Source organism: Halomonas sp. E19, from assembly GCF_052439355.1.
Classification (GTDB): domain Bacteria; phylum Pseudomonadota; class Gammaproteobacteria; order Pseudomonadales; family Halomonadaceae; genus Halomonas.
The window spans coordinates 49,599-73,705 of sequence record NZ_JBNFWU010000001.1; the positions used below are offsets into that span (position 1 = coordinate 49,599).

The window sequence follows — 24,107 nt, forward strand, 5'->3', positions numbered from 1 at the left end:
GTTTCTGCGCGTGTCACGGTGCCGCTTGCATGCCTGGCGAAGCCGGGCGTGCGCCAGGCTTCGCCAGCAGCAGCTGGCAGGTGCCGATGGCGCGCTCCATGAAGGCACCTTCGCAGTAGCAAAGGTAATAGCGCCACAGCCGAATGAAGCGTTCGTCGTAGCCGAGCCGGCGCACCGTATCCAGGCGCGCTTCGAAGCGGTGGCGCCACTCGCGCAGGGTGCGGGCATAGTGGGGGCCGATCTCCTCCAGGCCGATCATGTTGAGCGAGGTGCAGCGTGCCAGTCCGCGCAGGATGGCGTGATGGGATGGCAGGAAGCCGCCGGGAAAAACATGGCGCTTGATGAAGTCCACCTCGCGTTTGGCCGCCTCGTAGCGTTGGTCGCGGATGGTGATTGCCTGCAGCAGCGCCAGGCCGTCCTCGCTTAGCAGGCGGTCGAGGGTGGCAAGGTAGGTATCGAGGTACTGGTGCCCCACGGCCTCGATCATCTCCACCGAGACCAGCCGGTCGTAGCGGCCCTGCAGCTCCCTGTAGTCCTGGTTGAGCAATGTGATGCGCTTGCCCAGTCCCGCCTGGGCGATGCGCCGGGCGGTATAGGCATATTGCTCGGCCGACAAAGTGGTGGTGGTCACGCGGCAGCCGCGGGTGCGGGCGGCATGCAGCGCCAGGCCGCCCCAGCCGGTGCCGATCTCCAGCAGGTGATGCTCGGGGCGCACCTCGAGCTTGTCGAGCAGCAGGTCGAGCTTGTGGGTGGAGGCTTCCTCCAGCGTGGCGTCGGGGTGGGGAAACACCGCGCTCGAATACATCAGGTGTTCACGGTCGAGGAATAGCGCGAACAGGTCATTGCCCAGGTCGTAGTGGGCGGCGATGTTGCGTCGCGCGCGGTTCTGCGTATTGCGCTTTAGCCCCTGCAGGGTGCCGAGCAGCCAGCGTCCGATTCCCGCCGGCCCGCGTTCCAGCTCCCCGTTGAGCCGCTCGAGGTTGCGCGCCAGCAGGCGTACCAGGCCGACCAGGTCGTCCACGTCCCAGTCCGCATCGACGTAGGCCTCCGCGGCGCCGACGCTGCCGCCCAGCGATAGGCGGCGCCACGCACGCATGCGGCGCACCACCAGGGTCAGCTGCAGCGGGCCGCCCTGGCCCAGGTGGTGGCACTGGCTGCCTTCTATCAGCGTGATTCTGCCGCCCTCCAGGGCATCGAGCTGGGCCAGCAGGCGCTGCCGGAGCCAGCGCGTCAGCGCGTCCGTAGCCTCCGCGAGCGGCGGATGGGGGCTGGTGCGAAGCGTGTTCACGACGAGGACTCCTTGCGCAGGGGGTGGTCATGGATCGGTACGCCCTTGACCCACAGCTTCAGTGCCTCCAGGTGGATGGCGGCCTGGCTCTTCAGGTTCATCAGGGGCTGGCGTGCCAGGGCCGCGAGCAGGGCGCCACGCGTGGCGGGCGTTCCGCTGAGCCGTAGCGAGGCGTCCAGATGGCACTGCTGCTCGCGCCACACCTCCATGTGCATCGACAGGCGCTCGCCCGGGGTGTCGAAGCGCCAGCGGTATGTCATGTCCATGGCGTTGAAGGGCGAGACATGCAGGCGCTTGTCGAACCGTGCCGCGTGCCAGTGCCGCCCAGGCTCGACGCCGCAGGCGTAGCGAGCCCGCTCCGCCACGGCGTGTTGGTTACTTCGCCCAGTACCGCACGCAGCCCGCCCCCTTCGCTGTCGGGGTCATGCAGGTAATAGAGCGAAATGGGGTTGAAGCCGGCACCGAAGGTGCGCAGCTGGGTCAGCAGGCAGACCCGGCCCTGGGGCGCCCAGCCCAACTGGCGGGCGACCTCGTCGCGCGCCACCTCGGCTAGGGGCTGGTCGTGGGGTGCCAGGTAGTCCTGGCGTCGAAATCTCGCCGGCGTCGGGTGCCGAAGGCTGAAGCCGGGCACCCCGTCGAACAGGCCGGGCAACTCATCGAGATCGAGCCAGACCATCCACACCCGGTAGGTGAAGACGTGAGCGCGGGGCAGGAAGCGACGATGGCGCAGCGTGCCGCGATAGACCCGAGAACGGGGCGTCGTGCTCATGCGGGCGCTGCCTCGGGGGTGGCATCCGTGGGCGAGACTCAGCACCGTCTCGCCGCAGCCAAGCGCCTGGGCCACCCGCAGGGCGCTCCAGACGCCGTCCTCGTGAAAACCGTTGCGCCAGTAGGCGCCGCAGTAGTGGGTGCGCCGGGCGTAGCCCGAGATCTCGGCGTGGCGGGCCTGGGCAAGATGACCGGCGGGGGTGAAGCGGGGTGCGCGTAGTGGTAGCGCCCCAGCACCTTCGCCGGGTCGATGGCAGCGCTGTCATTGAGCGTCACACAGAAGGTCTGGGGCGCCTCGATGCGCTGCAGCAGGTTCATGTTGTAGGTCACGGCCACCCGTGCCTCTTCGCTGCGCCCGTCCAGCCGGTAGTTCCAGCTTGCCCAGGCGCGTCGGCGGCGCGGCAGCAGGCGGGTATCGGTATGCAGCACGACCTCGTTTGGCTCGTACGGCAGCGCGCCGAGCACCTCGCGCTCCGCCGCCGAGGCGTCTTCCAGCAGGGCCAGCGCCTGGTCAGCATGGCAGGCCAGCACCACCTGGTCGAACGACTCCTGGCCGTGCGCGGAGGTGATCGCCACGCCGTCGCGATAGCGACGCAGCCCGCTTACCGGGCAGGCGAGCCGGATGCGGTTGGCATAGGGCGCCGTCAAGGCCGGGATATAGCGGTGGGAGCCGCCCACCAGGGTGTACCACTGCGGGCGGTCGTTCACCGCCAGCAGGCCGTGGTGGCGGAAAAAGCGCACGAAGAACAGCACCGAGAATTCGCTCAGCTGACGGATGCTGGCCGACCAGATCGCCGCTCCCATCGGCAACAGGTAGTGATACATGAAGTCGGCACTGTAGCCGCCGGCCTTCAGGTAGTCCCCAAGCGACTGGTCGAGCGGCAGGCGGCCGGCGTCGAGGTCGGCCGTGGCGCGGCGGTTGAAGCGCAGGATCTCCCCAAGCAGGCGATAGAAGCCGGGGCGCAGCAGGTTGCGGCGCTGGGCGAACAGGCTGGCCAGCGTGTGGCCGTTGTATTCGAAGTCGCGATCGGTCCGGTGTACCGAGAAGCTCATCTCCGTGGGCTGAACGGCGACGCCAAGCTGTGCCAGCAGCCCCTGGAAATGGGGGTAGGTGCGGTCGTTGAAGACGATGAAGCCGGTGTCGATGGCGTAGGAGGCGCCGTTGAGCGGGACTTCCACCGTAGCCGTATGCCCGCCCAGGCGCGCGCTGGATTCGAACAGCGTTACCCAGTGGCGGCGGCTCAGGTACCAGGCGGCGGCCATGCCGCTGATGCCGCTGCCGATCACGGCGATGCGCTGCCCGATCGGCAGCACGGGTTGGCTGGTTGACAGGGTGCTGTTCATCGGGGCTCCGGCGCGGCGGTGCGTGTCAGGCGCAGGCCCAGGCGGTGGCGCAGGGCGGCGGGCAGCGCCCCGAGCAGGCGCACCCCGCAGGTAAGGCGCTTGGGGAAATGGATATCGAGCTGGCGTTTCTCCAGCCCGCGCAGGATGGCGGTGGCGGCCTGCTCCGCACTCAACCGCATTGGCATGGCGAAGTCGTTGCGGTCGGTCAGCGGTGTCTTGACGAAGCCTGGATGGATCACGCTGACATCGATTGCCTCGGCGTGCAGGTCCAGCCGCAGCGACTCCAGGAAATAGCTCAAGGCCGCCTTGGAGGCGCCATAGGCCTCGGCGCGCGGGAGGGCGGCGTAGGCCGACGCGCTGGACGTGGCCGCCAGCAGCGGTCGGCCATGGCGGCGGTTCGAGCGACGCAGCAGCGGCAGGGCCGCCTCGATGCAGTGCAGTGCACCGAAGAAGTTGACCGCCAGCACCCGCTCCACCAGCTGGGTGTCGAACTGGCGCACGTCCACGTATTCGCATACCCCGGCGTTGAGGATGGCCACGTCCAACTGGCCGAAGAGGTCGTTCAGGTGTGCCCCGGTTTCGCGCACGGCGTCGCGGTCGCGTACGTCCAGCGGCAGCAGCAGGGCATTGCTGTACTGGCCTGCAAGCGCCTGCAGGTGCGCCTCGCGCCGCGCACTCAGCGCCACATGGTGGCCCTGCTCGAGCAGGGCAACGGCCAGGGCGCGCCCGATGCCCGACGTGGCGCCGGTCAGCCAGATGCGTCGCGTGCCGCTCAGTACCGCCATGTTTCTCTCCTCGGGGTGGGGTCGTGGGGGCTCAGCTGCCCGCTCGCCGTTTCACTCCTTTCACCAGCGGGCCCAGCAGCGGCAGGTTTTCGTAGAGCAGGGCGCCCAGGTCGAAGTGGTCCCGATGTCGGCTGGCGCGCCCTCGGCATGGGCCGGGAAGCAAAGCACCGAGCAGCCTTCCAGGCTGATCTGCCGGCCGCTGGCCAGGCGACGGTGGCTCAGGTGCATCGTCCAGCTGACGAAGGCGGCCTCGCCCTGCAGGGCCTGCTGATGGAACTCGAACCGACAGCCTGTCACGTTTTCGTACAATGCCTTGGAGTACTTTTCCAGCGATTCCAGCCCTTCGATCCGATGCAAGGGGTCTTGGAAGATCACGTCGTCAGTATATAACTCGCACAATATTTCTGTACGGTTTTTGTCTAGTTTATTGAAGCGGGCGCAGAATGCCGCCAGGGCGGTATCCCTGTTCATGCCATGCCTCCTGTCAGGCGCCAGCGGCGCCGTTAGGTCAGAGTTTCGCCTTGAGCGACGCGAAGGCGTCCAAGGCGCGCGCACGTGCGGCGCGATGGTCGACGATGGGAGGGGGTAACCGATGGCGGCTCGCTGCGCATCGCTGGGCGCGTGCCGGTCTCGGGACGGCAGGGCCTGGAACGCCGGCAGGTAGGTAGCGATGAAATGGCCGTCCGGGTCGAAGCGCTGCGACTGGGTGGTTGGGTTGAAGATACGGAAATAGGGAGCGGCATCGGTGCCGGTGGAGGCGGCCCACTGCCAGCCGCCGTTGTTGGCACAGAACTCTCCGTCGACCAGGTGTTGCAGGAAGAAGGCCTCGCCCCGGCGCCAGTCGATCAGCAGGTGCTTGCTGAGGAACATGGCGACTACCATGCGCAGGCGATTGTGCAGCCAGCCTGTCTGCACCAGCTGGCGCATGCCGGCATCGACCAGCGGGTAGCCGGTGCGTCCCTCGCACCAGGCGCGGAAGGCGGTGTCGTCGTCGCGCCAGGCCATCGCCTCGGTGTGGCGCTGAAAGGGCCGATGGCGGCATACCTGCGGGAAGCCGGCAGCCACGTGCTGGTAGAACTCGCGCCACACCAGCTCGTTGACCCACGACGCCAGTCCGGCATTGCCTTCGCTTAGGCTGCCGTCGTTGTCGCTCAGCACGGCCTGCAGGCACTGGCGGTACGACAGCATGCCCAGGGCCAGGTAGGGCGAGAGATCGCTGGTGCCCGGCGTGGCGGGGAAGTCGCGCTGGGCGGCGTAGTGGCGGGCGCGAAAGCGCAGGAAGCGCGACAGGCGCTCGGCGGCGGCTGCCTCTCCGGCAGGCCAGTGCTTCGCCTCGACGGGGGCGGTGTCGAGGGGCGGCAGCGAGGGTATCGCATCGGCGCTGATCGCCAGTCTGGCCTGGGGCGCCGGGCTGGCGCGCAGCGCCAGACGCTGCGCCGTGAGCTGGCGATGCCAGGCGCGCGAGAACGGCGTGAAGACCCCATAGGGTTCCCCCTTGCCCGTCAGCAGCTCCCCCGGGGCAAAGGCCAGGCTGTCGTGATAACCAAGGGCGCCAAGACCGGTGGCGTGGAAGGCGGCCTGTACGGCATGGTCGCGGCGCTGCTCGTCGAGCGGGTATTCGTGGTTGAAGTGCAGCGCCGTGGCGCCGACCTCACGGGCGATGGCGAGCAGGGCGGCTGGGGCCTGGTCGAAATGATCGATGTCACGATGCAGCAGGGGAATGTTGAGTCCCGCCAGGGCGTCACCCAGTGCGACCACTCCGCGCCGCCAGAAGTCGAGCTTGTTGGCGCCATGGCCATGGCGTTGCCAGTGCGGAAGGCAGCGCAGGAACACGCCCACCACCGGGCCGCGGCGAGCGGCTGCGGCCAGGGCGGTGTTGTCATGCACTCGCAGGTCGCTGCGAAACCAGACCAGCGTCGTCATCTCGGCTCGCCCTAGCTGTCGCGCAGCAGCGAGCGCAGCCGTGCCAGCGCCTGTGGCAGGTCATCGCCAAGCAGCTCGACCAGGCTGTCGGCCAGGTCGGCTTCGCGGATGCGCGACACCGGGCCGCACAGGCCCAGGGGGCATCTAGCTGTTCGGCCAGCCGCGGCAGCTGGCGTCGGATCAGGTCGGTGCGCTCGGCGCGACCGCTGACCAGCAGCACTGCGCTGGCCTGCAGACGCTCGACGGCCAGCGGCAGCTCGCTGAAGGGCAAGGGGCGTCGAGCAACTGGATGCGATAGCCGGCCTCGCTGCCGGCCAGGGCGGCCAGCAGCAGCCACAGCGGACCGGGGTCGTCGGGCAGCGGCATGAGCAGCAGGTTGGCGCCCTTGGCCACCTGGTTGGCATGGTACAGGCGCACGCCGATGCGGGTGCGCAGGAACGATTCGAGGCAGCGGCGCTGCAGGGCCGCGCCGAGCTGGTCGTCCCAGCGCTCCTCGAGTTCGCGTAGGCTGGGCAGCCACAGCTCGGTCAGGCAGGTGGTGATCGGGTAGAGCGCCAGGCTCTGGGCGTAGAGGGCGTCAAGCTGTGCCAGGTCCAGCGCCTCTACCGCGGCCACCAGGCGGCGGCACTGGCTCGGCCAGTCGTCGGAAGCAGGCTCCGGGGCCGGCGCGGTGACAGGCTGGTCGAGCAGCTCCTTGACCTGGCTGACCGGCACGCCGCGGCTCAGCCACTGCAGGATGCGTTCGATGCGCGAGATGTCATCGCGCGCGTAGAGGCGGTGGCCCTTGGGCGTGCGCTGTGGGCAGATCAGCCCATAGCGCCTCTCCCAGGCACGCAGCGTGACCGAGTTGACGCCAGTGATGCGCGACACCTCGCGAATGGGGTAGAGCGGTGTGTCGGCTGGGTGGGTCGCCTTGTCGGTCATGCGCGCGCTTGCCTCTTCATGGGTCGTGGCTCATGGGTCGTGGCTGGCCAAGCCGACGATCGGTGGTTTTTATCCTTCAATATTGTACATAAAATGAGCGCTGTACAACGAGCCTGGAAGTCATCCACGCGAACTCTTTTCGCCCGCCCGTTCGGCAATCACGGCCGCCAGTGCTTCGACGAAGGCGGGATGCTCGCCCACGGGCGGCAGCAGGGTCAGCTCGAGGCCAGGATGGGCGGCGCGCAGTGCTTCGATCTGAGCCGGTACATCCTTGCGCAGATGGCGGCCGGCGGCGAAGAACAGCGGCAGCACCTCGGCGCGCGTGGCGCCCTGCTGCGCCAGTTCAGCCACGCTGGACTCCAGCGAGGGTTCGCTAAGCTCCATGTAGGCCAGGCGCAGCGGGGTCTGCATGCGCTGCGCCAAGGCGTGGTGCAGCTGCTCGAAGGGGCGCGCCAGTGGGGGTCGCTGGAACCGTGGGCCAGCAGGATCAGGCTATAGGTCATGGGAATCTCCCGGAGCGGTGGGTTGAGCGTGGGGTGCGGCCAGGGCCAGGCCCAGGTGATGGCCCGAGAGCCAGGCGTCCTCGATGCGCGGACCGCGCCAGGCGTCGCCGCACAGCGCAAGCCCGGCTGCCGTGACGCGGTAGTCGCCGTCCGGAGCGGGCGCGTTGATCGTCGAATGCTCGGGATGGGCAAAGCGCCAGCGGTGGGCGCCCAGCCGACCGACCCGGGGCAGCGCGGTGCCAGGCGGCAGGGTCTGGGCCAGGGCTTCCAGCAGCCGGCATGCAACAATCTGCGGTTCGTCCTCCAGGTGCTGGTCGCTCCAGTCGGGGTGGGCCAACAGCGTCAGCGTTTCGCCTTGGGGTGCTCGTCCAGGCTTGTACTGGTTGCGCGCGACGAAGCGCAGCGGGCCTTGGGCCAGCTGGGCCGCCTGCCAGTCGTGCTCCACCCCCGGCACGGCAGGCAGGGGAGTTTCCAGGCAGGCCCAGCCTGCCCAGCAGCTGCGCTGTACCACCGACCGGCAGGCCGCGGCTAGCGTCTCGTCGTGGTCTTCCACTAGCGCCAGCGCCTGAGGCGAGGAGCGCTGATAGCTACGCAATCGAAGGGGCCATGGCACTCGCCATGCGGGTCATGCAGCCACCAGGCGTGGTCGCGCCGGCTCAGACCGTCGATGCGGCACTCGGTGTGCAGCGCCACCCCTTCGGCCAGGTGTCGGGTGATGGCGCTCATGCGTGGCTGGCCGCAGTAGCGCTCGCGTCCGTCGTGCTGGTAATGCCATGTTTTCCCGTCGATGTGCCAGAGCTTCCATGGCCAGGGCGCTGCCACGCCGGCCGCCAGCCAGCGGGTCACTTCGCGGCGAAAGCTTTCATGACGTACGCTGAAGAACTGGGCGCCGAGATCCAGAGTGGCTTCGTCGAACCGGCGGCTGGTCATGCGCCCCCGGGGCCGCGCGACTTCTCAAACACGGTGACCGCAAGTCCGGCATTCTGAAGCGTGCGTGCACAGGCCAGGCCAGCGATGCCGGCGCCGATGACGGCAATACTGAGCGTTGACGATGCGGACATGCCCAAGCCTCGCGCAGGGGGAGAATAGCCCTTACAATAGCAGAAGTGTACAACGATTGTATAATGCTGTTCGCCGCTGAAGAGGAGAGGGTGCCATGCGTGTGCTGATCACGGGGGGCAGCGGTTTCGTGGGGCAGCGGCTGTGCCTGCGCCTGAAGGAGGCGGGGCATCGTCTACTGGTGGTATCTCGTGACCCGCAGGCCGCCAGGTCCAAGCTGCCCGAGTCGGCCGATGTGCGCCGCTCGGTGCTCGACTTCATCGATACGCCGCCGGATGCCATTGTCAACCTTGCCGGGGAGTCGATCGCTGCCAGACGCTGGAGCGATGCGCAGAAGCATCGCCTGATCGAGTCGAGGGTCAATGTCACGCGCGACCTGGTGATGCTCTGCGAACAGCTCAAGTCGACCCACGGCAGGGCGCCGCGAACGATGATTTCGGGCTCGGCCATGGGCTATTACGGTGATCAGGGCAGCCGCGAGGTGACCGAGCAGACCCCGCCCCATGATGAATTCGCCCACCGCCTGTGCCAGCGCTGGGAAGAAGTCGCCAGGGAGGCGGCGGGTTTCGGTACCCGCGTGGTTCTGCTGAGGATTGGCCTGGTGCTGGACCAGGGGCGGCAGCCTGGAGAAGATGCTGCCGCCGTTCCGCCTGGGGCTCGGCGGGCGTTTCGGCGACGGGCGCCAATTCATGCCTTGGGTGCATCGCGAGGATCTGGTGCGCAGCATCCTGTTCCTGCTCGAGCGCGGCGACCTCGACGGCCCGTTCAATGCCAGCGCGCCGCACCCGGTGACCAACGCCGAGTTCACTCGTACCCTGGCCAGCCAGCTCAAGCGGCCCGCCTGCCTGCCGGTACCGGCCTTCGTGCTGGAGACGGCGTTCGGCGAGATGGCCAGGCTGCTGCTGACGGGTGCCGACATGCGCCCGGCGCGCCTGCTCGAGGCGGGGTTCGAGTTTCGCTTCCCCACCCTCGAGCTGGCGCTGGCGGATATCTTCAGTCGCCCACGGTGACGATGACGCGCACCGAATCCAGCCGTAGCCGGGTACCTTCGATGGCGGCGTCGAGCTCGCGGCGTTCGCGGCGCAGGGCCTCGAGTTCTTCCTCCCGTACCGCCGGGTTGAGGCGCGCCAGCGCCTCCAGCCGGGCCAGCTCCGCATCGAGGCTGCGGCGCATGCGCACCTGAGCAGCCTCGACGATGCTCGGCAGTTCGCGCTCGGCTTCCTGTTCGCCCTGGCCGAGCAGCTCGCGCAGCTGGTCATGGCGGCTGCGGATCAGGTCGCGCGCCATGGCCTTCTTGACCTTCTGCAGATTCTTCGACAGTCCGGTGAAGGAAACCTTGTCGGTAAGCACGGCGCCGGACTCGTCGAGCAGCACGCGTACCGCCGTGGGCGGCAGGAAGCGATTGACGTGCAGCCGCCGGGGCGCCGGGCAGTGGGTGCGGAACACCAGCTCTGCCATCAGCCGCCCGGGCGCTATGGCCGGATGCTTGAGCAGCGCCAGCGCGGTATTGCCCATGGTGCCGTCGAGGATGCGCCCCATCATCTCGCGCAGCAGCGGGTGCTCCCAGGAGAGTCGCTGCACGTCGTCGCGGGCCAGCGCCCGCGCCCGCGACAGGGTGGCGGTGAAGCCCTCCTCGCCCTTGGCCAGGCCGGGCAGGCCGTCGAGCATCTGCGGGCTGGGCTGCAGGTGCAGCAGGCCGCCGCCGAGCTCCTGGCTGTCGACGCCGAAGATATCCAGTGCCTGCTCCAGGTAGCGCGGCAGGGCAGGGTCATGGTCGAGCTCGCGGATCGCCCTGGCCACGGCCTCGGCTTGCGCCGGGCGGCAGGCGTTGAGCTCCAGCAGCCGGTTGCGCCCGGCGTCGCGGGCGGCCAGGCGGTTTTCGAATAGCGCGCGCGTCTCGCCGATGATCTCGTCGAGGCTCTCCTCGTCGAGCAGGGCCTCGGCCACGGCGTCGCCGAAGGCAGCGAACAGTTCGTTGCCGATGCCGTGGGGCGCCTGGAAGGCGGCCATACCGTCGCGGAACCAGCGCAGCAGGCGCTCGCCGGGACTGGCTTCGAACATCGGTACATGGATCTCGATGGCATGCCGCTGGCCGATGCGATCGAGGCGGCCGATGCGCTGCTCGAGCTGGTCGGGATGCTGCGGCAGGTCGAACATCACCAGGTGGCGGCAGAACTGGAAGTTGCGCCCCTCCGAGCCGATTTCCGAGCACACCAGGACCTGGCAGCCCTCTTCCTCGTCGGCGAAGGCGGCAGCGGCGCGGTCGCGTTCCACCAGGGTGAGCCCTTCGTGGAACACCGGCGCGTGGAACCCGCCCAGCACGCGCAGCGCCTCGGCCAGCCCCTGGGCGGTCTCGCGTCCATGTGCGATCACCAGCACCTTGTCGTTGGCGAAGCCGTCCTCGCCGTCGTCGGCGAGGCGCTCGAGCAGCCAGCTCACGCGCGGGTCGAACTGCCACCAGGGCTCGGTATTGAGTGGGTCGTCGGACAGAGCGCTGTAGGTCGCGTCGGGGTAGATCAGCACGTCGGGGTGATCGAGGCCGGTCTCGATCAGCAGTTCGTCGAGGTAGTCCTCGTCGCGTTCGAGCTTGCGCAGTACCCGGCGATAGGCCGAGGGCAGCGGCAGCGTGGCCTGGTGCAGGCGGCGTTCGGGGAAGCCGCCCACGTGGCGACGGCTGTTGCGGAACATCACCCGGCCGGTGCCGTGGCGGTCCAGCAGCTGGTCGCGCAGCTGATCGCGTGCGCTGGCGCGCTGCGCTTCACTGCTCTCGGGGTTGGCCAGGGTGGCGAGCAGGGCGAGGCTGTCGGGCTCGCGGATGACGGCACCGACGGTATCACGGTCGGCAGCGCCGCCGCCGGGCAGCCGCTCCAGCGCGTCGATGGCGGCGGCCACCTCGATGTAGTGCTGCTCCTCCTCGCGGAAGGCTGCCAGGTTGTGGTAGCGGTCGGGGTCGAGCAGGCGCAGCCGGGCGAAGTGGCTCTCCAGGCCCATCTGCTCCGGCGTGGCGGTCAGCAGCAGCACCCCCGGTACGGCGCCGGCCAGGCGCTCGACGCAGGCGTAGCCGGGCCCCACCTGCTCCTCGTGCCAGTCGAGGTGGTGGGCTTCGTCGACGATCAGCAGGTCCCAGACGCAGGCCTGAGCCTGCTCCTGCCGGCGCGGGTTGGCGAACAGCCAGTCCTGGCTGGCCAGGATCAGCTGGCCCGACTCGAACGGGTTGCTCTCGGCCTGGGCCAGGCTCTGCTGTTCGTCAAGCAGCGTCACGTTGAGAGCGAAGCGGCGTAGTAGCTCGACCAGCCACTGGTGGGTCAGGCTGGCCGGTACCAGGATCAGCGCCCGCTCGGCGCGGCCGGTGAGCAGCAGGCGATGCAGGATCAGCCCCGCTTCGATGGTCTTGCCGAGCCCCACCTCGTCGGCCAGCAGCACGCGCGGGGCGTGGCGGCGGGCCACTTCGTCGGCGATGTAGAGCTGATGCGGAATCAGGTCGATGCGCGGCCCGGCGAGTCCCAGCGTGGGATTCTGCTCGATCCGGTGGTAGTGATGCAGGGTGCGAAAACGCAGGTCGAACCAGTCGTTGCGGTCCACCTGGCCGGTCATCAGGCGATCCGGGCCTGGTCGAACTGCATGCTGTCGGCCAGCTTGGCCTCGGGCAGTTCGCGCAGCTCGCCCTGGTCGTCCTCGCCGATGTAGACGATCAGCCCGCCGACCTCCTTGCTGTCGTCGACGGTCAGGCTCCAGCCCTCGGCGGACTGGATGCGGTCGCCGCTGCCGAACGCCACACGGGTCAGCGGCGCCTGGCGGCTGCTGTAGGTGCGGGTTTCCTGGCTGGCGGCGAACAGGACGGTGACGCTGCGATTGTCGCAGCTGAGGATGGTGCCCAGGCCCAGGTCGGCCTCGCCGTCGCTGATCCAGCGCTGGCCGGGTGAAAAGTCGCTCATGATGCCTCGGTCGAAACGGAACACGGTGTGCCGGCGCCGTTCAGGCGCCGGCAGCAGGGCGGGCGATTCTAACGCAAAGCCCGCCGCGGCTTAAGCGCGGCGGCGCAGGGCGGGCAAATGAAGCGCGAGGTCAGTGGCGGCGCAGCCAGCCGTCGAGCTGGGCGCGTGAGAGTTCTCCCACGTGGCGCTCGACGGCCTGGCCCGAGGCGTCGAACAGCACCGTGGTGGGCAGCCCGGGCGCCTCCAGCGTCATCAGCAGCGACTGGCTCGGATCGAGCAGGGGTAGCGAAACACCAGGCCCTGCTCGTCCAGGTAGCGAGCCACCTGCAGCAGCGTCTCCCCTGATTGACCACCACCACGGTGACGCCTTCGCGGGTGTCGGCTTCGGCCAGCAACGGCATCTCGCGCAGGCAGGGTGGGCACCAGGTGGCCCACAGGTTGACCACCACGCGTTCGCCGCGCAGCGCCTGCAGGTTGACCGGCTCGCCGTCGAGATTCTCCAGGGTGAGGTCGGGCAGCGCCTGCAGCGGCATGCCGCCCAGCGGCGAGAGCGTGACCAGCACCAGCCACAGCGCCGAGGCGCCGATAGTGAGCCCCATGGCGCCGATCATGCTCAGCAGCCGGGCGCGCAGCGACCAGGCGGTCCAGATCAGCGCCGCCAGCAGCCCCCACAGGCCGTGGTAGCCGGGCTGCCATAGCTTGAGCACATCCAGCGGCGCGGCGGCGTAGGCGTCGAGATGCATGGCCACGTGGCCGAGGCGGGCGCCGAGCACCCAGGCCAGCACCAGGCCGTTGAACCAGCGGGCGCGCTCCGTGGGAGAGAGCCCCAGCAGCAGCCAGGCCGCCAGCAGCAGCAGCAGGGCGCAGCCGATGGTGTAGAGGCGCGGCAGGGAGATCAGTACGGGGCCCAGGGCGAAGGCGTCCATCGGTTCGGCTCCAAGAACAGGGTCGGCGCAAGCGGCAAGACCGGGTAGAATCACACACTTGCTCATCGCAGTGCATCAGGCAGACCAAGCCTACTGCGCACTGGCAGCACTGTCATCCGGCGGGAGCCCTCCATGGTCAACACCTCCTTCGACACCCTGCGCGCCCTGGCCATCGCCAGCCAGGCGCTGGGCTTCATCCTGATCATCACGCTGGAAACCCTGATGGGCGGCGAGGCCGCCCGGCCCTGGCAGGGCGTCACGCTGGCCGTGATGATCGCGTTTGCCCTGGGGATCGCGCTGGCCCGGCTGTATCGGCGCAACCAGGCGCGCAAGGCGATGGATCGCCGCCTGTCGGATGACGATGACCACCCCTGAGTCCTGCCGCCGCCACCGGGCAAGGAAAATCACTTGGCAGGCTGTCTGGCTGCTGACTAGCCTGCTGCTGGCCGGTTGTGCCGGCCACCCTGCGGCGCGTCCTCATGGTGCACCGCTGACCCCGGCTGAGATCGAGGCCACCTGGCTTGGCCAGTGGGCGGCGGTCACCGCGTCGCCGTATCCCGGCAAGAGCGGCTTCACCCTGCTCTCCCGCGGCCAGGACGCCTTTCGCCTGCGGGTGCTGCTCGCCGAGCAGGCTGACCGCCGCCTCGATATCCAGACCTACCTGATGGGCGATGGCCTGACTACCCGCGTGCTGCTGCTTCGCCTGCTGGCTGCCGCCGAGCGCGGCGTCGAGGTGCGCCTACTGATCGACGACATCGGCGCGGTGGGCCAGGGTTCGCAGCTGGCGGCGCTCGACAGTCATCCCAACATCCAGGTGCGCGTCTACAATGCGTTGGGGTTGGCACGGGGCACCCTGACCGGCCGGGTGCTGGCCTCGGCGCCGCAGGCCGCCCGCCAGCATCGCCGCATGCACAACAAGCTGTGGGTGGCCGATGGGGCGCTCGCCATCGTCGGCGGGCGCAACCTGGGCGACGAGTACTACAGCGCCGGCGAGCCGCGCAACTTCACCGATCTCGACCTGCTGGCCCTCGGCCCGGTGGTCGCCCCTGTCGCAGAGCTTTCACCTCTACTGGAACCACGGCCTGGCACAGCCGATCGGGCGCTACCACGCCGTTACCGATGACGCCTGGCAGACGCTGCAGGCTGCGCTGGCCGAGTGGTTCGACAGCGAGGCCGACTCGCCCTATTTCGCGGATCTCAGGCAGCGCTATGCCGATGCGACGCAGGGGCCGCTGGTGGGGCGGTTGCACTGGGGCGAGGGCGTGGCGCTGTGGGACCCGCCCGGCAAGCCGGCCTGGCGGGGCCGGCCGGCGCTGGCGCATACCATGGCGGGCCAGCTGCTGGCTCAGGCGGGCGAGCCGACCCGGCGGCTGACGCTGATCTCCGCCTATTTCGTGCCCGGCCGCCAAGGCAGCCAGTGGCTGCGAGCGCTCGCCGAGTCGGGGGTCGAAGTGGAGGTGTTCACCAACTCGCTGGAAGCGACCGATGTGCCGCTGGTCCACGGCGCCTACCAGCGCTATCGTCCTGCGCTGCTGGCCAGCGGGGTCGCGCTCTATGAGCTGCGTGCCGAGTTCGAGCCCGATGATGAGGCGAGCCTTGCGGTGGGGATGTCGGCCTCGGCCCTGCACATCAAGGCGCTCGGCCTTGATGAGGAGCGGGTCTTCGTCGGTTCCGCCAACGCCGACCCGCGCTCCGTGTGGTGGAATACCGAAGTGGGGGTACTGGTCGAAAGTCCGGGGCTGGCCGCGCAGCTGCATGGCCTGGCCGAAGTCGGCAAGACACCCACCCTGAGCTATCGGGTCGGACGCGACGAGACAGGCCGACTCTACTGGGAAACCTTGCGGGACCAGGGCCCGGTGCGGCTGACCCAGGAGCCCGGCGGCTTCTGGCGCCATGTGGGGGCCGGGTTGAGTCGGTGGCTGCCGCTAGAGCCTCTGCTGTAGCGCAAGGGAGCGCCAGCCTCGACATGGCGCGCCCGGGTTGGAGTCTCGTCCGGGGGCTCGTCTATGGTGAAGGGTGTCAACCCTGGGCATCAAGGAGGACGCCATGAACCGCTACCTGGCAGGAGCCATCGGTGGGCTGCTGGCCACCGTTCCCATGACGCTGGCGATGGAGGCGCTCTATCGGCGCCTACCCCGCGAAGAGCGCTACCCGCTGCCGCCACGCGAAATCACCGAGGATATGCTGCACAAGGCCGGGCTGGACGACGCCTTAGATGACAAGCGGCAAGGCGAGCTGAGCCTGCTCAGTCACTTTGGCTATGGCGCCATTACCGGGGCGCTGTACCCGGTCGTGTGCGAAAAGGTGGAGCACCCGCTGGTCTACGGCAGCGGCTACGGCGTGCTCGTGTGGGCGGCCAGCTACTTCGGCTGGATTCCGGCGCTGCATATCCTGGCGCCGCCGAATCGACACCCGGCCCAGCGCCGCCGCTTGATGATTACCGCCCACCTGGTATGGGGGCAAGCACCGTGTGGCTCGGCGAGCGCCTGGCTCGGTCTGCGGGAAGGGGGCGTGAGGCGCCGCGCCTCGAGGCATTCTGTGAGGCATCGGCCGTGCCGAGGCGACCGCACAGCTAGCAGCATGCTATGCGGGGCTGTCATTTGCGCTAGGATTGTCGCCTGGCCTGGCCCAGGAGGGCGCAATGCAAAACCGCCACCCGGTATGATCCGTAAGTGGCGGTTTTGACTGTATTCTTTGGTCGGAGTAGCAGGATTCGAACCTACGACCTCTGCCTCCCGAAGGCAGCGCTCTACCAAGCTGAGCTATACTCCGTGTCTTGCTTGTCGAACCCTGACGCAACGCTGCCTGTTCAGCGGCTCGATGTCGGCCTCTGGCCAACGGATGGGCATTATACGCAAAAGCCTACGTCATGCAAGCCCTGCCGCTTTAACTTCAGTTCTTGCGCTCCACCGCCAGTCGGGCCAGCTCGGCCATGCTGTCGCGGAAGCGGCTGGGCGGCAGCAGATCGAGTTGCTCCAAGGCCTTGGCCGACATCTCCTCGGCCCGTGCACGGGTGTAGTCCAGCGCGCCGGTATCGCGCACGATGGCAAGGACTTCATCCAGATGCTCCAGCCCGCCCTTGCGGATGGCCTGACGGATCGTCCGGGTCTGGTCGGGGTGCCCGCAGCCATGGCCTGGATCAGCGGCAGGGTGGGCTTGCCTTCGGCGAGGTCGTCGCCCACGTTCTTGCCCATTGCCTTGGCGTCGCCCTGGTAGTCGAGCAGGTCGTCGACCAGCTGGAAGGCCAGGCCCAGGTAGCGGCCATAGTATTGCAGCGCTGCTTCCTGCTGCGGGTCGGCCCCGGCCAGTATCGCGCCGCTGTGGGTGGCGGCCTCGAACAGCATGGCGGTCTTGCCCTGGATGGTCTCGAAGTAGACCGCCTCGTCGATGTCGGGATTACCCACATTGGTCAGCTGCTGCACTTCACCTTCGGCGATCACGCAGGTGGCGCTGGAGAGCACGTCCATGATCTTGAGCGAGCCGATCTCCACCATCATCTGGAACGAACGGGAGTAGAGGTAGTCGCCCACCAGCACCGAGGAGCGTTGCCCCAGGCATCGTTGGCGGTGGCCCGCCCGCGGCGCATGTGAGACTCGTCGACCACGTCATCGTGCAGCAGCGTCGAGGTGTGCATGAACTCGATCAGCGTGGCCAGCGAGATGTGCTTCTCACCCTGATAACCCAGTGCGCGGGCCGACAGCAGCACCAGCAACGGGCGCAGGCGCTTGCCGCCGCTGGCAATGATGTACTGGCCGATGGTCTCCACCAGCGGAACCCGCGAGGCCAGCTGCGTCATGATGGTGCGATTGACTGCCGCAAAATCGTCGACGACCGCCGCATGCAGTGACGAGGCGGAGGCGTTGCTGTCAGTCGGGTGGCTAGAGGCGTTGGCTGGCATGGGGCAGTATCATCGGGCTGTTGGGCCGGCATGCCGGGCGTGGCAGTGGCCTTGGGCTGCGGCTCATGCTATGGCGCCCCCATGTAGGCGTCAAGCTGTGCAGCGGCGCGCCGGAGTGCCGGGCGGCATGGGATGTCGTCGAACTCAGGAGGCGCTTGAATGGCTTGCTTGTCGCCGTTATAATGCGCGACCCACTCATCATGCTCCCTGCCAGATGGCTGCCAAAAGGGGCGCCACTCGAAGCAGGCCGATGAAGAGCCAACCCCGATGAGTTCTGGAGAGAGATACATGTACGCTGTTATCAAGAGCGGTGGCAAGCAGTACCGCGTTGAGGAAGGCCAGACTCTCAAGCTCGAGAAGCTGGAAATCCCCACCGGCGAAACCGTCGAGTTCGACGAAGTGCTGCTGGTTGCCGATGGCGACAACGTGACTGTTGGCGCCCCGCTGGTCGACGGTGCCAAGGTGGCTGCCGAGATCGTTTCCCACGGCCGTGGCGAGAAGATCCGCATTATCAAGTTCCGTCGTCGCAAGCATCACATGAAGCGTCAGGGCCACCGTCAGTGGTTTACTGAAGTCAAGATCACCGGGATTTCCGCCTAAGCGGCTTCCCCTTAACGAGCGAGGGCTTTGCAATGGCTCATAAGAAGGCAGCCGGTTCTACCCGTAACGGCCGCGATTCCGAATCCAAACGCCTTGGTGTCAAGCTGTTCGGTGGCCAGGTCGTCACCGCCGGCAACATCATCGTGCGTCAGCGCGGCACCCGCTTCCACGCCGGCACCGGCGTCGGCGTCGGCCGCGACCACACCCTGTTCGCCCTGAGCGACGGTGTGATCAAGTTCGAGACCAAGGGTCCGAAGAACCGCAAGTTCGTCAGCGTCGTCTCTGCCTGAGACAGCACGAACCGGTAATGGAAGGCCCCGCCCAGGCGGGGCCTTCTTGTATCATGACGGCAGAGACCGTCGGGAGAGTCACACATGCAGTTCGTCGACGAAGCCTCGATCATCGTGGAGGCCGGCAGGGGCGGTAACGGTTGCCTCAGCTTCCGCCGCGAGAAGTACGTGCCCAAGGGTGGTCCCGACGGCGGCGACGGCGGGCATGGCGGCAGCGTTTACCTGGTGGGCGACGATTCGCTCAACACCTTGATCGACTTCAAGTACCAACGCTTCTACCAGGCCGAGAGCGGCCGCCCCGGCCAGGGGCGGCAGATGAGCGGCCGCGCCGGCGACGATCTGGTGGTCAAGGTGCCGGTAGGCACCACGGTGATCGACGAGGACACCCTCGAAGTCATCGCCGACATCACCGAGATCGGCCAGCAGGTGCTGGTGGCCCAGGGTGGGCGCCGCGGGCTTGGCAACATTCACTTCAAGTCCTCGACCAACCGGGCGCCGCGCAAGACCACGCCGGGTACCGACGGCGAGCCGGCGCAACCTGCGCCTGGAGATGAAGGTAATGGCCGATGTCGGCCTGCTGGGCATGCCCAACGCCGGCAAGTCGACCCTGATTCGCTCGGTGTCTGCGGCCAAGCCCAAGGTGGCCGATTACCCCTTCACCACCCTGGTGCCCAACCTCGGCGTGGTGAAGCTGGGCATGCACGAGCACTTCGTGATGGCCGATGTGCCGGGGCTGATCGAGGGGCCTCCGACGGTGCCGGGCTGGGGCTGCGTTTCCTCAAGCACCTGACCCGCACCCGCCTGCTGTTTCATGTGGTCGACGTGGCCCCCTTCGACGAGTCCGACCCGGTCGAGGCGGCCCAGGCCATTGCCCATGAGCTCGAGCAATTCTCGCCGACCCTGGCCGAGCGGCCGCGTTGGCTGGTGATCAACAAGCTCGACCTGGTGCCTGAAGAGGAGCGCGAGGCGCGGGTGGCCGCCATTGTCGAAGGGCTGGCCTGGGAGGGGCCGGTGTACCGTATCTCGGCGATCAGCGGCGAGGGCACCGATGCCCTGGTGCAGGCAGCACATCGCTGGCTCACCGAGCAGCGCCGGCTGGAGCACGAGGACGAGGAAGCCGCCGAGCGCGAGCGCGAGATGCGTGAGCGCATGGAAGCCGAGGCCGTAGCGCGCACCGAGGCGCGGCTGGGGCGCAAGCGCAAGCACCGCGATCAGGATGACGATGATGATTTCGACGATGATGACTATGACGTCGAGGTCGAATATGTAGAGTAAGGCGCTCAGTTTCTCTGGGTTTGAGGTTCAGCCTTGTTGGAGAGTGAATAGGTGAGCAACGAGCGGGTTCCGGGTCGCGATGCGCTGCGTGGCGCTCGCCGGGTGGTGGTGAAGATCGGCAGTGCGCTGCTGACCAACGATGGACGCGGGCTCGACGTGGCGGCCATCGGCGGTTGGGTGGACCAGATCGCCGCGCTGCATCGCCAGGGTGTCGAGGTGGTGCTGGTGTCGTCAGGCGCCGTGGCAGCCGGCATGGTGCGGCTGGGCTGGCAGGTGCGCCCTTCGGCGGTGCACGAGCTGCAGGCCGCCGCCGCGGTGGGCCAGAACGGCCTGACCCAGTGCTACGAGCACCACTTCGCCCGTCACGGGTTGATCACCGCCCAGGTGCTGCTGACCCATGATGACCTCTCCAACCGCAAGCGCTACCTCAATGCGCGCTCGGCGCTGCGCACCCTGGTCGACCTGCGCGTGGTGCCGGTGATCAACGAGAACGACACCGTGGTCACCGACGAGATCCGCTTCGGGGACAACGACACCCTGGGCGCACTGGTAGCCAACCTGCTCGAGGCCGAGGCGCTGGTGATCCTCACCGACCAGGAAGGGCTGTTTGACGCCGACCCGCGGCATAATCCCGAGGCCAGGCTGATCAGCGAAGGCCGCGCCGATGACCCGGCGCTGGCAGCCATGGCCGGGGGTGGTGGTGCGCTGGGGCGCGGCGGCATGACCACCAAGGTTCAGGCGGCGCGGCTGGCGGCGCGCTCCGGCGCCGTCACGGCAATTGCCAGCGGTCGCCAGCCTGAAGTGTTGACCCGGTTGGCCGAAGGGGAGTCTCTGGGCACGCTGCTGTGCCCGGAAGAGGCACCCATGGCGGCGCGCAAGCGTTGGCTGGCCGGCCAGCTTCAGGTGCGCGGCAGCCTCACGCTGGACGCCGGGGCGGTCAAGGTACTGCGCGGCAGCGGCTCGAGCCTGCTGGCGGTGGGAGTCAAGGCGCTCTCGGGGATTTCGTGCGCGGCGACATGGTGCTGTGTATCGATGAGCAGGGCCAGCGAATTGCCAAGGGGCTGGTGAACTACGGTGCCGACGAAGCACGGCGGCTGCTCGGCCAGCCCAGCCACCAGATCGAGGCAATCCTCGGCTACATGGAAGCGCCGGAACTGATTCATCGCGACAACCTGGTCGTGCTATGAGCCAGGCCGTTCGCGGCCTGTAGCATGATGGCGCGCATCTGTGGTAGGATGCGCCATCCTCTCAGACACGGCCCGTCGACAACCCTGGCGTTGTCGAAAAGGCTAGACCGGCAGGAGCGAGAAATTTCCAGGCCGGACAAATCGTTATCGATGCCGCCCCAGACCGGGCGGCGTTAAAGTTTTCCAGGAGATAGTCAGTGGCAAACAGCAAGCAAGCCCGCAAGCGTGCCCGTCAGGCGGAAGGTCGCCGTGTTCTGAAGGCGAGCCAGCGCGCCATGGTGCGTACCTACGTGAAGCGCGTCCTCAAGGCCATCAACGGCGGCGATCACGCCACCGCTGTGAGCGAGTTCCAGAAGGCGCAGCCGGTCATCGACCGTATCGCCGACAAGGACGTGCTCTCCAAGAAGAAGGCTGCGCGCATGAAGAGCCGCCTGAACAAGCGAATTAAGGCGCTGGCTGCGTAAGCCGGACGCCTGGAGACGTCACGAACGCCAGGGCCATGGGCCACACGTTCCACGACGCTCGCGAAAAACCGGCTGCGGCCGGTTTTTTGTGCCTGGATGAGCCACGTAGAAGAGGAAGGCCGAGGAAGTGAGACGGTGACGGAACCCGAGAAGCTGCCTGAAAGCGCCGAGTCGACCACTCCCCGAGTGGCCGATGACGACCGTGCCGTGGCGCCCAAGGCCGGTGGGCTGATGCGTTCCGGCCTGGTGGTCAGTGCCATGACCATGCTTTCGCGGGTCATGGGACTGGTGCGCGACGTGGTGGTGGCGACCCTGTTCGGTGCCGGCAGCGGAGCCGATGCCTTCTTCGTGGCGTTCAAGATCCCCAACTTCATGCGCCGCCTGTTCGCCGAGGGCGCCTTCAACCAGGCCTTCGTGCCGGTTCTTTCCGAATACGCCACCCGCGGCAGCAAGCGCGAGGTGCGCGAGCTGCTCGATGCCGTGGCCGGCAGCCTCACGGCGGTACTGGCGCTGATCACCGCGCTGGCCATGCTCGCCGCACCCTGGCTGGTGTGGGTCTTCGCCCCGGGGTTCGGTCGCGACCCGGCCAAGCTGGCGCTGACCGCCGACATGCTGCGGCTGACATTTCCCTACTTGCTGCTGGTCTCGCTCACCGCCTTTGCCGGCAGCGTACTCAATACCTGGAACCGCTTCGCCGTGCCGGCCTTCACCCCGGTCCTGCTCAATCTCTCCTTGATCGGGGCGGCGCTGCTGCTCACGCCCCTGATGAGCGAGCCGGCAATGGCGCTGGCCTGGGGCGTGCTCATTGCCGGGGCTGCCCAGCTTGCCTTCCAGGTACCGTTCCTGGTGCGGCTGGGTCTGATGCCGCGGCCTTGGCCCAACTTTGCCCACGGCGGCGTAAAGCGCATTCTGGTGCTGATGGCGCCGGCGCTGTTCGGTGTCTCGGTGTCGCAGATCAACCTGCTGCTCGACACCGTGCTGGCCTCGCTGCTCGCACCCGGCAGCGTCTCCTGGCTCTACTACTCCGATCGCCTCGTCGAACTGCCGCTCGGCGTGTTCGGCATCGCCATCGGCACGGTGATCCTGCCGGCGCTCTCCAAGCGACACGCCGAGCAGTCGGGCGAGCACTTTGCCGCCATGCTCGACTGGGCGGTGCGTGCCGTATTGTTGCTGGGGCTGCCGGCGGCACTGGCACTGGCGATCCTTGCCGAGCCGCTGTTGATCTCGCTGTTCCACTACGGCGCCATGACCGAGCACGACATCGCCATGGCGGCGATGAGCCTGCGCGCCTATGCCTTCGGCCTGATCGCCTTCATGCTGATCAAGGTGCTGGCGCCGGGCTTCTTTGCCCGCCAGAACACCAAGACTCCGGTCAAGATCGGCATCATCGCCATGGTGGCCAACATGGTGTTCAACCTGATTCTGATCTGGCCGCTGGCTCACGCCGGCCTGGCCCTGGCCACGGCGCTGTCGGCCTTCCTCAACGCCGGGCTGCTGGGCTGGCTGCTCTTCAAGCAGGGTGTGCTGGTGTTCCAGCCCGGCTGGGGTCGCTATGCGGTCCAGCTTGTCGGCGGCTGCGTGGTGATGAGCCTGGGGCTCGCCTGGCTGGCGCCGGGATGGCAGCAGTGGCTCGGCTGGGATGTCTGGACGCGTGTGCAGTGGCTGGCGCTGCTGGTGGTGACCGGAGCGGCGGTCTACTTTGCCTGGCTGGCGGCTTTGGGCGTCAGGCCGCGGCATTTCCGTATGAAAGGCTAGGATGTAACAGCCCTGCTGGCGTGGCGTCGAGATCAGAGGCAGTCGGCTGCCAAGGGGCGGGGTTCGCTATAATCACCCCCTTTACACGTTTTTCAACCAGAAGGACAAGTGACCATTTAATGGAAGTCATTCGAGGACTGCACAATCTGCGCGACGAGCATCGCGGCTGCGTGGCCACCATCGGCAATTTCGATGGTGTGCACCGCGGCCACCAGGCGATTCTCGACCAGTGCCGCGAGCAGGCCTCGAAGCTGCGCCTGCCGGTCACGGTAGTGGTGTTCGAGCCCCAGCCACGCGAGTTCTTCGCCGGCGACCAGGCGCCGCCGCGGCTGACCCGGCTGCGCGAGAAGGTGCGCCTGCTCGGTGAGAGCGGGGTGGACTACGTGCTCTGCCTGCCGTTCAACGACCGCCTGCGCAGCCTTACCGCGGTGGAATTCATCGACCGCGTGCTGGTCGAAGGACTTGGCGTGCGCCACCTGGTGGTCGGTGATGACTTCCGCTTCGGCTGCGACCGCAGCGGTGATTTCGGCCTGCTGGCCGAAGAGGGCGAGCGGCGTGGCCGCGAGGGCTACAGCGTCGAACATACGCGCACCTTCGCGCTCGACGACGAGCGGGTCTCCAGCACCCGGGTGCGCACGCTGCTGGCCAGCGGCAATTTCGCCCAGGCGGCGCGGATGCTGGGCCGCCCCTATCGCCTCGGTGGCCGCGTGGTCGCCGACCAGAAGCTGGGGCGCACCATCGGCGTGCCCACCGCCAACCTGCCGCTACCGCGCCTGCCGCTGGCGCTGCGCGGCGTCTATGCGGTGATGACCGAATTGCCCGATGGGCGATGCCTGGCCGGGGTGGCCAACATCGGCTGGCGGCCCACGGTGGGTAGCGACCGACCGGTGCTCGAAGTGCACCTGTTCGACTTCGACGGCGACCTCTACGGCCAGCGACTTACGGTGTTCCCCTGCGCCAGGCTGCGCGGCGAGGTGAAGTTCGATGATTTCAATGCGCTGAAGCAGCAGATCCAGGCCGACCAGGCGCGCGCGCGGGGCTACTTTGCCTCACCGTGCCAGGCCGCCAGGGAGCCAGACCTGGCGGATGACTCTCTTCCCTTGGCATCGGCGCCGTTGGCGCGCGAGGCCGCGACTTTCGAATCCTCGGCGGGACGCTCCGCCGACCAAGACGACGGCTGACT

At 67.8% G+C, this 24,107-nt stretch carries 18 protein-coding genes, 1 tRNA gene and 9 pseudogenes; 13 read left to right on the forward strand and 15 right to left on the reverse strand.

Features of this window, described 5'->3' with window-relative positions; genetic code table 11:
• Positions 1–13: 13 nt before the first annotated feature.
• The 11 genes and pseudogenes from ACUDAL_RS00300 to ACUDAL_RS00350 form a co-directional block, all read right to left on the reverse strand.
• Positions 14–1,288, reverse strand: coding sequence for a class I SAM-dependent methyltransferase (locus ACUDAL_RS00300; protein ID WP_444676711.1), 1,275 nt, complete (start codon positions 1,286–1,288; stop codon positions 14–16).
• Positions 1,285–2,057: pseudogene (locus tag ACUDAL_RS00305) on the reverse strand (DUF1365 domain-containing protein). Before ACUDAL_RS00305 ends, ACUDAL_RS00300 begins: the two are co-directional and overlap by 4 nt.
• Before the next feature lie 48 nt (positions 2,058–2,105).
• Positions 2,106–3,400, reverse strand: a pseudogene (locus ACUDAL_RS00310) (NAD(P)/FAD-dependent oxidoreductase); the annotation flags it as partial.
• Positions 3,397–4,185 carry an SDR family NAD(P)-dependent oxidoreductase gene (locus tag ACUDAL_RS00315; protein WP_444676712.1) on the reverse strand — a complete coding sequence of 263 codons (789 nt, stop codon included), beginning with the start codon at positions 4,183–4,185 and terminating at the stop codon, positions 3,397–3,399. The gene ACUDAL_RS00315 and the pseudogene ACUDAL_RS00310, both read right to left, overlap by 4 nt.
• A 60-nt stretch (positions 4,186–4,245) precedes the next feature.
• Complete coding sequence (locus tag ACUDAL_RS00320) at positions 4,246–4,656, reverse strand: nuclear transport factor 2 family protein (RefSeq protein ID WP_444676713.1); 411 nt, start codon at positions 4,654–4,656, stop codon at positions 4,246–4,248.
• A 37-nt stretch (positions 4,657–4,693) separates the two neighbouring features.
• Positions 4,694–6,108: pseudogene (phrB, locus tag ACUDAL_RS00325) on the reverse strand (deoxyribodipyrimidine photo-lyase).
• Between the two features lie 11 nt (positions 6,109–6,119).
• Positions 6,120–7,032: pseudogene (locus ACUDAL_RS00330) on the reverse strand (MerR family transcriptional regulator).
• A 120-nt stretch (positions 7,033–7,152) separates the two neighbouring features.
• Complete coding sequence (locus ACUDAL_RS00335; RefSeq protein ID WP_444676714.1) at positions 7,153–7,443, reverse strand: sirohydrochlorin chelatase; 291 nt, start codon at positions 7,441–7,443, stop codon at positions 7,153–7,155.
• 81 nt (positions 7,444–7,524) lie between these two features.
• Positions 7,525–8,130, reverse strand: coding sequence for a hypothetical protein (locus ACUDAL_RS00340; protein ID WP_444676715.1), 606 nt, complete (start codon positions 8,128–8,130; stop codon positions 7,525–7,527).
• The gene (locus tag ACUDAL_RS00345) at positions 8,088–8,465 is read right to left on the reverse strand and encodes a hypothetical protein (RefSeq protein WP_444676716.1); all 378 of its coding nucleotides are present in this window, start codon (positions 8,463–8,465) and stop codon (positions 8,088–8,090) included. The genes ACUDAL_RS00340 and ACUDAL_RS00345 overlap by 43 nt, the downstream gene beginning before the upstream one ends.
• Complete coding sequence (locus tag ACUDAL_RS00350) at positions 8,462–8,596, reverse strand: FAD-dependent oxidoreductase (protein ID WP_444676717.1); 135 nt, start codon at positions 8,594–8,596, stop codon at positions 8,462–8,464. The genes ACUDAL_RS00345 and ACUDAL_RS00350 overlap by 4 nt, the downstream gene beginning before the upstream one ends.
• Positions 8,597–8,691: 95 nt before the next feature.
• On the opposite strand from ACUDAL_RS00350, the pseudogene ACUDAL_RS00355 reads away from it, so the two are divergent.
• Positions 8,692–9,234, forward strand: a pseudogene (locus ACUDAL_RS00355) (NAD-dependent epimerase/dehydratase family protein); the annotation flags it as partial.
• A gap of 247 nt (positions 9,235–9,481) precedes the next feature.
• Positions 9,482–9,604: a DUF1731 domain-containing protein gene (locus tag ACUDAL_RS00360; protein ID WP_444679256.1), complete on the forward strand. Its 123-nt coding sequence runs from the start codon at positions 9,482–9,484 to the stop codon at positions 9,602–9,604.
• Here ACUDAL_RS00360 and rapA read toward each other — a convergent pair.
• Both rapA and ACUDAL_RS00370 read right to left on the reverse strand, forming a co-directional pair.
• Positions 9,588–12,529 (reverse strand): annotated as a pseudogene (rapA, locus tag ACUDAL_RS00365) (RNA polymerase-associated protein RapA). The gene ACUDAL_RS00360 and the pseudogene rapA overlap by 17 nt on opposite strands.
• Before the next feature lie 68 nt (positions 12,530–12,597).
• Positions 12,598–13,455: a redoxin family protein gene (locus ACUDAL_RS00370; protein ID WP_444676718.1), complete on the reverse strand. Its 858-nt coding sequence runs from the start codon at positions 13,453–13,455 to the stop codon at positions 12,598–12,600.
• A gap of 132 nt (positions 13,456–13,587) precedes the next feature.
• Here ACUDAL_RS00370 and ACUDAL_RS00375 point away from each other — a divergent pair, with 132 nt between their 5' ends.
• The 4 genes from ACUDAL_RS00375 (at position 13,588) to ACUDAL_RS00390 (ending at position 16,140) form a co-directional block, all read left to right on the forward strand.
• Positions 13,588–13,830, forward strand: a complete 243-nt coding sequence (locus ACUDAL_RS00375; protein WP_444676719.1) for a hypothetical protein — start codon at positions 13,588–13,590, stop codon at positions 13,828–13,830.
• Positions 13,811–14,578: a phospholipase D-like domain-containing protein gene (locus tag ACUDAL_RS00380; protein WP_444676720.1), complete on the forward strand. Its 768-nt coding sequence runs from the start codon at positions 13,811–13,813 to the stop codon at positions 14,576–14,578. The genes ACUDAL_RS00375 and ACUDAL_RS00380 overlap by 20 nt, the downstream gene beginning before the upstream one ends.
• Before the next feature lie 202 nt (positions 14,579–14,780).
• A complete protein-coding gene (locus ACUDAL_RS00385; protein WP_444679257.1) occupies positions 14,781–15,398 on the forward strand; it encodes a phospholipase D-like domain-containing protein in 618 nt (205 codons plus the stop codon).
• A 103-nt stretch (positions 15,399–15,501) separates the two neighbouring features.
• Positions 15,502–16,140: a hypothetical protein gene (locus ACUDAL_RS00390; RefSeq protein ID WP_444676721.1), complete on the forward strand. Its 639-nt coding sequence runs from the start codon at positions 15,502–15,504 to the stop codon at positions 16,138–16,140.
• A gap of 10 nt (positions 16,141–16,150) precedes the next feature.
• On the opposite strand, the gene ACUDAL_RS00395 is transcribed toward ACUDAL_RS00390, so the two are convergent.
• Both ACUDAL_RS00395 and ispB read right to left on the reverse strand, forming a co-directional pair.
• Positions 16,151–16,227: transfer RNA gene (locus ACUDAL_RS00395), tRNA-Pro, on the reverse strand.
• Between the two features lie 120 nt (positions 16,228–16,347).
• Positions 16,348–17,353 (reverse strand): annotated as a pseudogene (gene ispB, locus ACUDAL_RS00400) (octaprenyl diphosphate synthase).
• Positions 17,354–17,641: 288 nt separating this feature from the next.
• Between ispB and rplU the strand changes: the two are divergent.
• The 7 genes and pseudogenes from rplU (at position 17,642) to ribF (ending at position 24,105) form a co-directional block, all read left to right on the forward strand.
• On the forward strand, positions 17,642–17,953 hold the full coding sequence (gene rplU / locus ACUDAL_RS00405) for a 50S ribosomal protein L21 (RefSeq protein ID WP_444676722.1): 312 nt from the start codon (positions 17,642–17,644) through the stop codon (positions 17,951–17,953).
• 32 nt (positions 17,954–17,985) lie between these two features.
• Entirely contained in the window at positions 17,986–18,243 is a 258-nt protein-coding gene (gene rpmA / locus ACUDAL_RS00410) for a 50S ribosomal protein L27 (protein ID WP_444676723.1), read from the forward strand.
• Between the two features lie 84 nt (positions 18,244–18,327).
• Positions 18,328–19,518: pseudogene (gene cgtA, locus ACUDAL_RS00415) on the forward strand (Obg family GTPase CgtA).
• A gap of 51 nt (positions 19,519–19,569) precedes the next feature.
• Positions 19,570–20,705, forward strand: a pseudogene (proB, locus tag ACUDAL_RS00420) (glutamate 5-kinase).
• A 197-nt stretch (positions 20,706–20,902) separates the two neighbouring features.
• On the forward strand, positions 20,903–21,169 hold the full coding sequence (gene rpsT, locus ACUDAL_RS00425) for a 30S ribosomal protein S20 (protein ID WP_444676724.1): 267 nt from the start codon (positions 20,903–20,905) through the stop codon (positions 21,167–21,169).
• Between the two features lie 231 nt (positions 21,170–21,400).
• A complete protein-coding gene (gene murJ, locus ACUDAL_RS00430) occupies positions 21,401–22,924 on the forward strand; it encodes a murein biosynthesis integral membrane protein MurJ (RefSeq protein ID WP_444679258.1) in 1,524 nt (507 codons plus the stop codon).
• A 119-nt stretch (positions 22,925–23,043) separates the two neighbouring features.
• The gene (gene ribF, locus ACUDAL_RS00435) at positions 23,044–24,105 is read left to right on the forward strand and encodes a bifunctional riboflavin kinase/FAD synthetase (protein ID WP_444676725.1); all 1,062 of its coding nucleotides are present in this window, start codon (positions 23,044–23,046) and stop codon (positions 24,103–24,105) included.
• Positions 24,106–24,107 lie beyond the last annotated feature (2 nt).

Coding starts and splice junctions, on each gene's coding strand:
- ACUDAL_RS00335 (WP_444676714.1), bottom strand. CDS start 7,443: ATGCAGACCCCGCTGCGCCTGGCCTACATGGAGCTTAGCGAACCCTCG.
- ACUDAL_RS00350 (WP_444676717.1), bottom strand. CDS start 8,596: ATGTCCGCATCGTCAACGCTCAGTATTGCCGTCATCGGCGCCGGCATC.
- rpmA (WP_444676723.1), top strand. CDS start 17,986: ATGGCTCATAAGAAGGCAGCCGGTTCTACCCGTAACGGCCGCGATTCC.
- murJ (WP_444679258.1), top strand. CDS start 21,401: ATGCGTTCCGGCCTGGTGGTCAGTGCCATGACCATGCTTTCGCGGGTC.
- ACUDAL_RS00315 (WP_444676712.1), bottom strand. CDS start 4,185: ATGGCGGTACTGAGCGGCACGCGACGCATCTGGCTGACCGGCGCCACG.
- ACUDAL_RS00360 (WP_444679256.1), top strand. CDS start 9,482: ATGGCCAGGCTGCTGCTGACGGGTGCCGACATGCGCCCGGCGCGCCTG.
- rplU (WP_444676722.1), top strand. CDS start 17,642: ATGTACGCTGTTATCAAGAGCGGTGGCAAGCAGTACCGCGTTGAGGAA.
- ACUDAL_RS00345 (WP_444676716.1), bottom strand. CDS start 8,465: ATGACCAGCCGCCGGTTCGACGAAGCCACTCTGGATCTCGGCGCCCAG.
- ACUDAL_RS00375 (WP_444676719.1), top strand. CDS start 13,588: ATGGTCAACACCTCCTTCGACACCCTGCGCGCCCTGGCCATCGCCAGC.
- ribF (WP_444676725.1), top strand. CDS start 23,044: ATGGAAGTCATTCGAGGACTGCACAATCTGCGCGACGAGCATCGCGGC.
- ACUDAL_RS00385 (WP_444679257.1), top strand. CDS start 14,781: ATGGCGGGCCAGCTGCTGGCTCAGGCGGGCGAGCCGACCCGGCGGCTG.
- ACUDAL_RS00320 (WP_444676713.1), bottom strand. CDS start 4,656: ATGAACAGGGATACCGCCCTGGCGGCATTCTGCGCCCGCTTCAATAAA.
- ACUDAL_RS00380 (WP_444676720.1), top strand. CDS start 13,811: ATGACGATGACCACCCCTGAGTCCTGCCGCCGCCACCGGGCAAGGAAA.
- ACUDAL_RS00390 (WP_444676721.1), top strand. CDS start 15,502: ATGAACCGCTACCTGGCAGGAGCCATCGGTGGGCTGCTGGCCACCGTT.
- ACUDAL_RS00370 (WP_444676718.1), bottom strand. CDS start 13,455: ATGGACGCCTTCGCCCTGGGCCCCGTACTGATCTCCCTGCCGCGCCTC.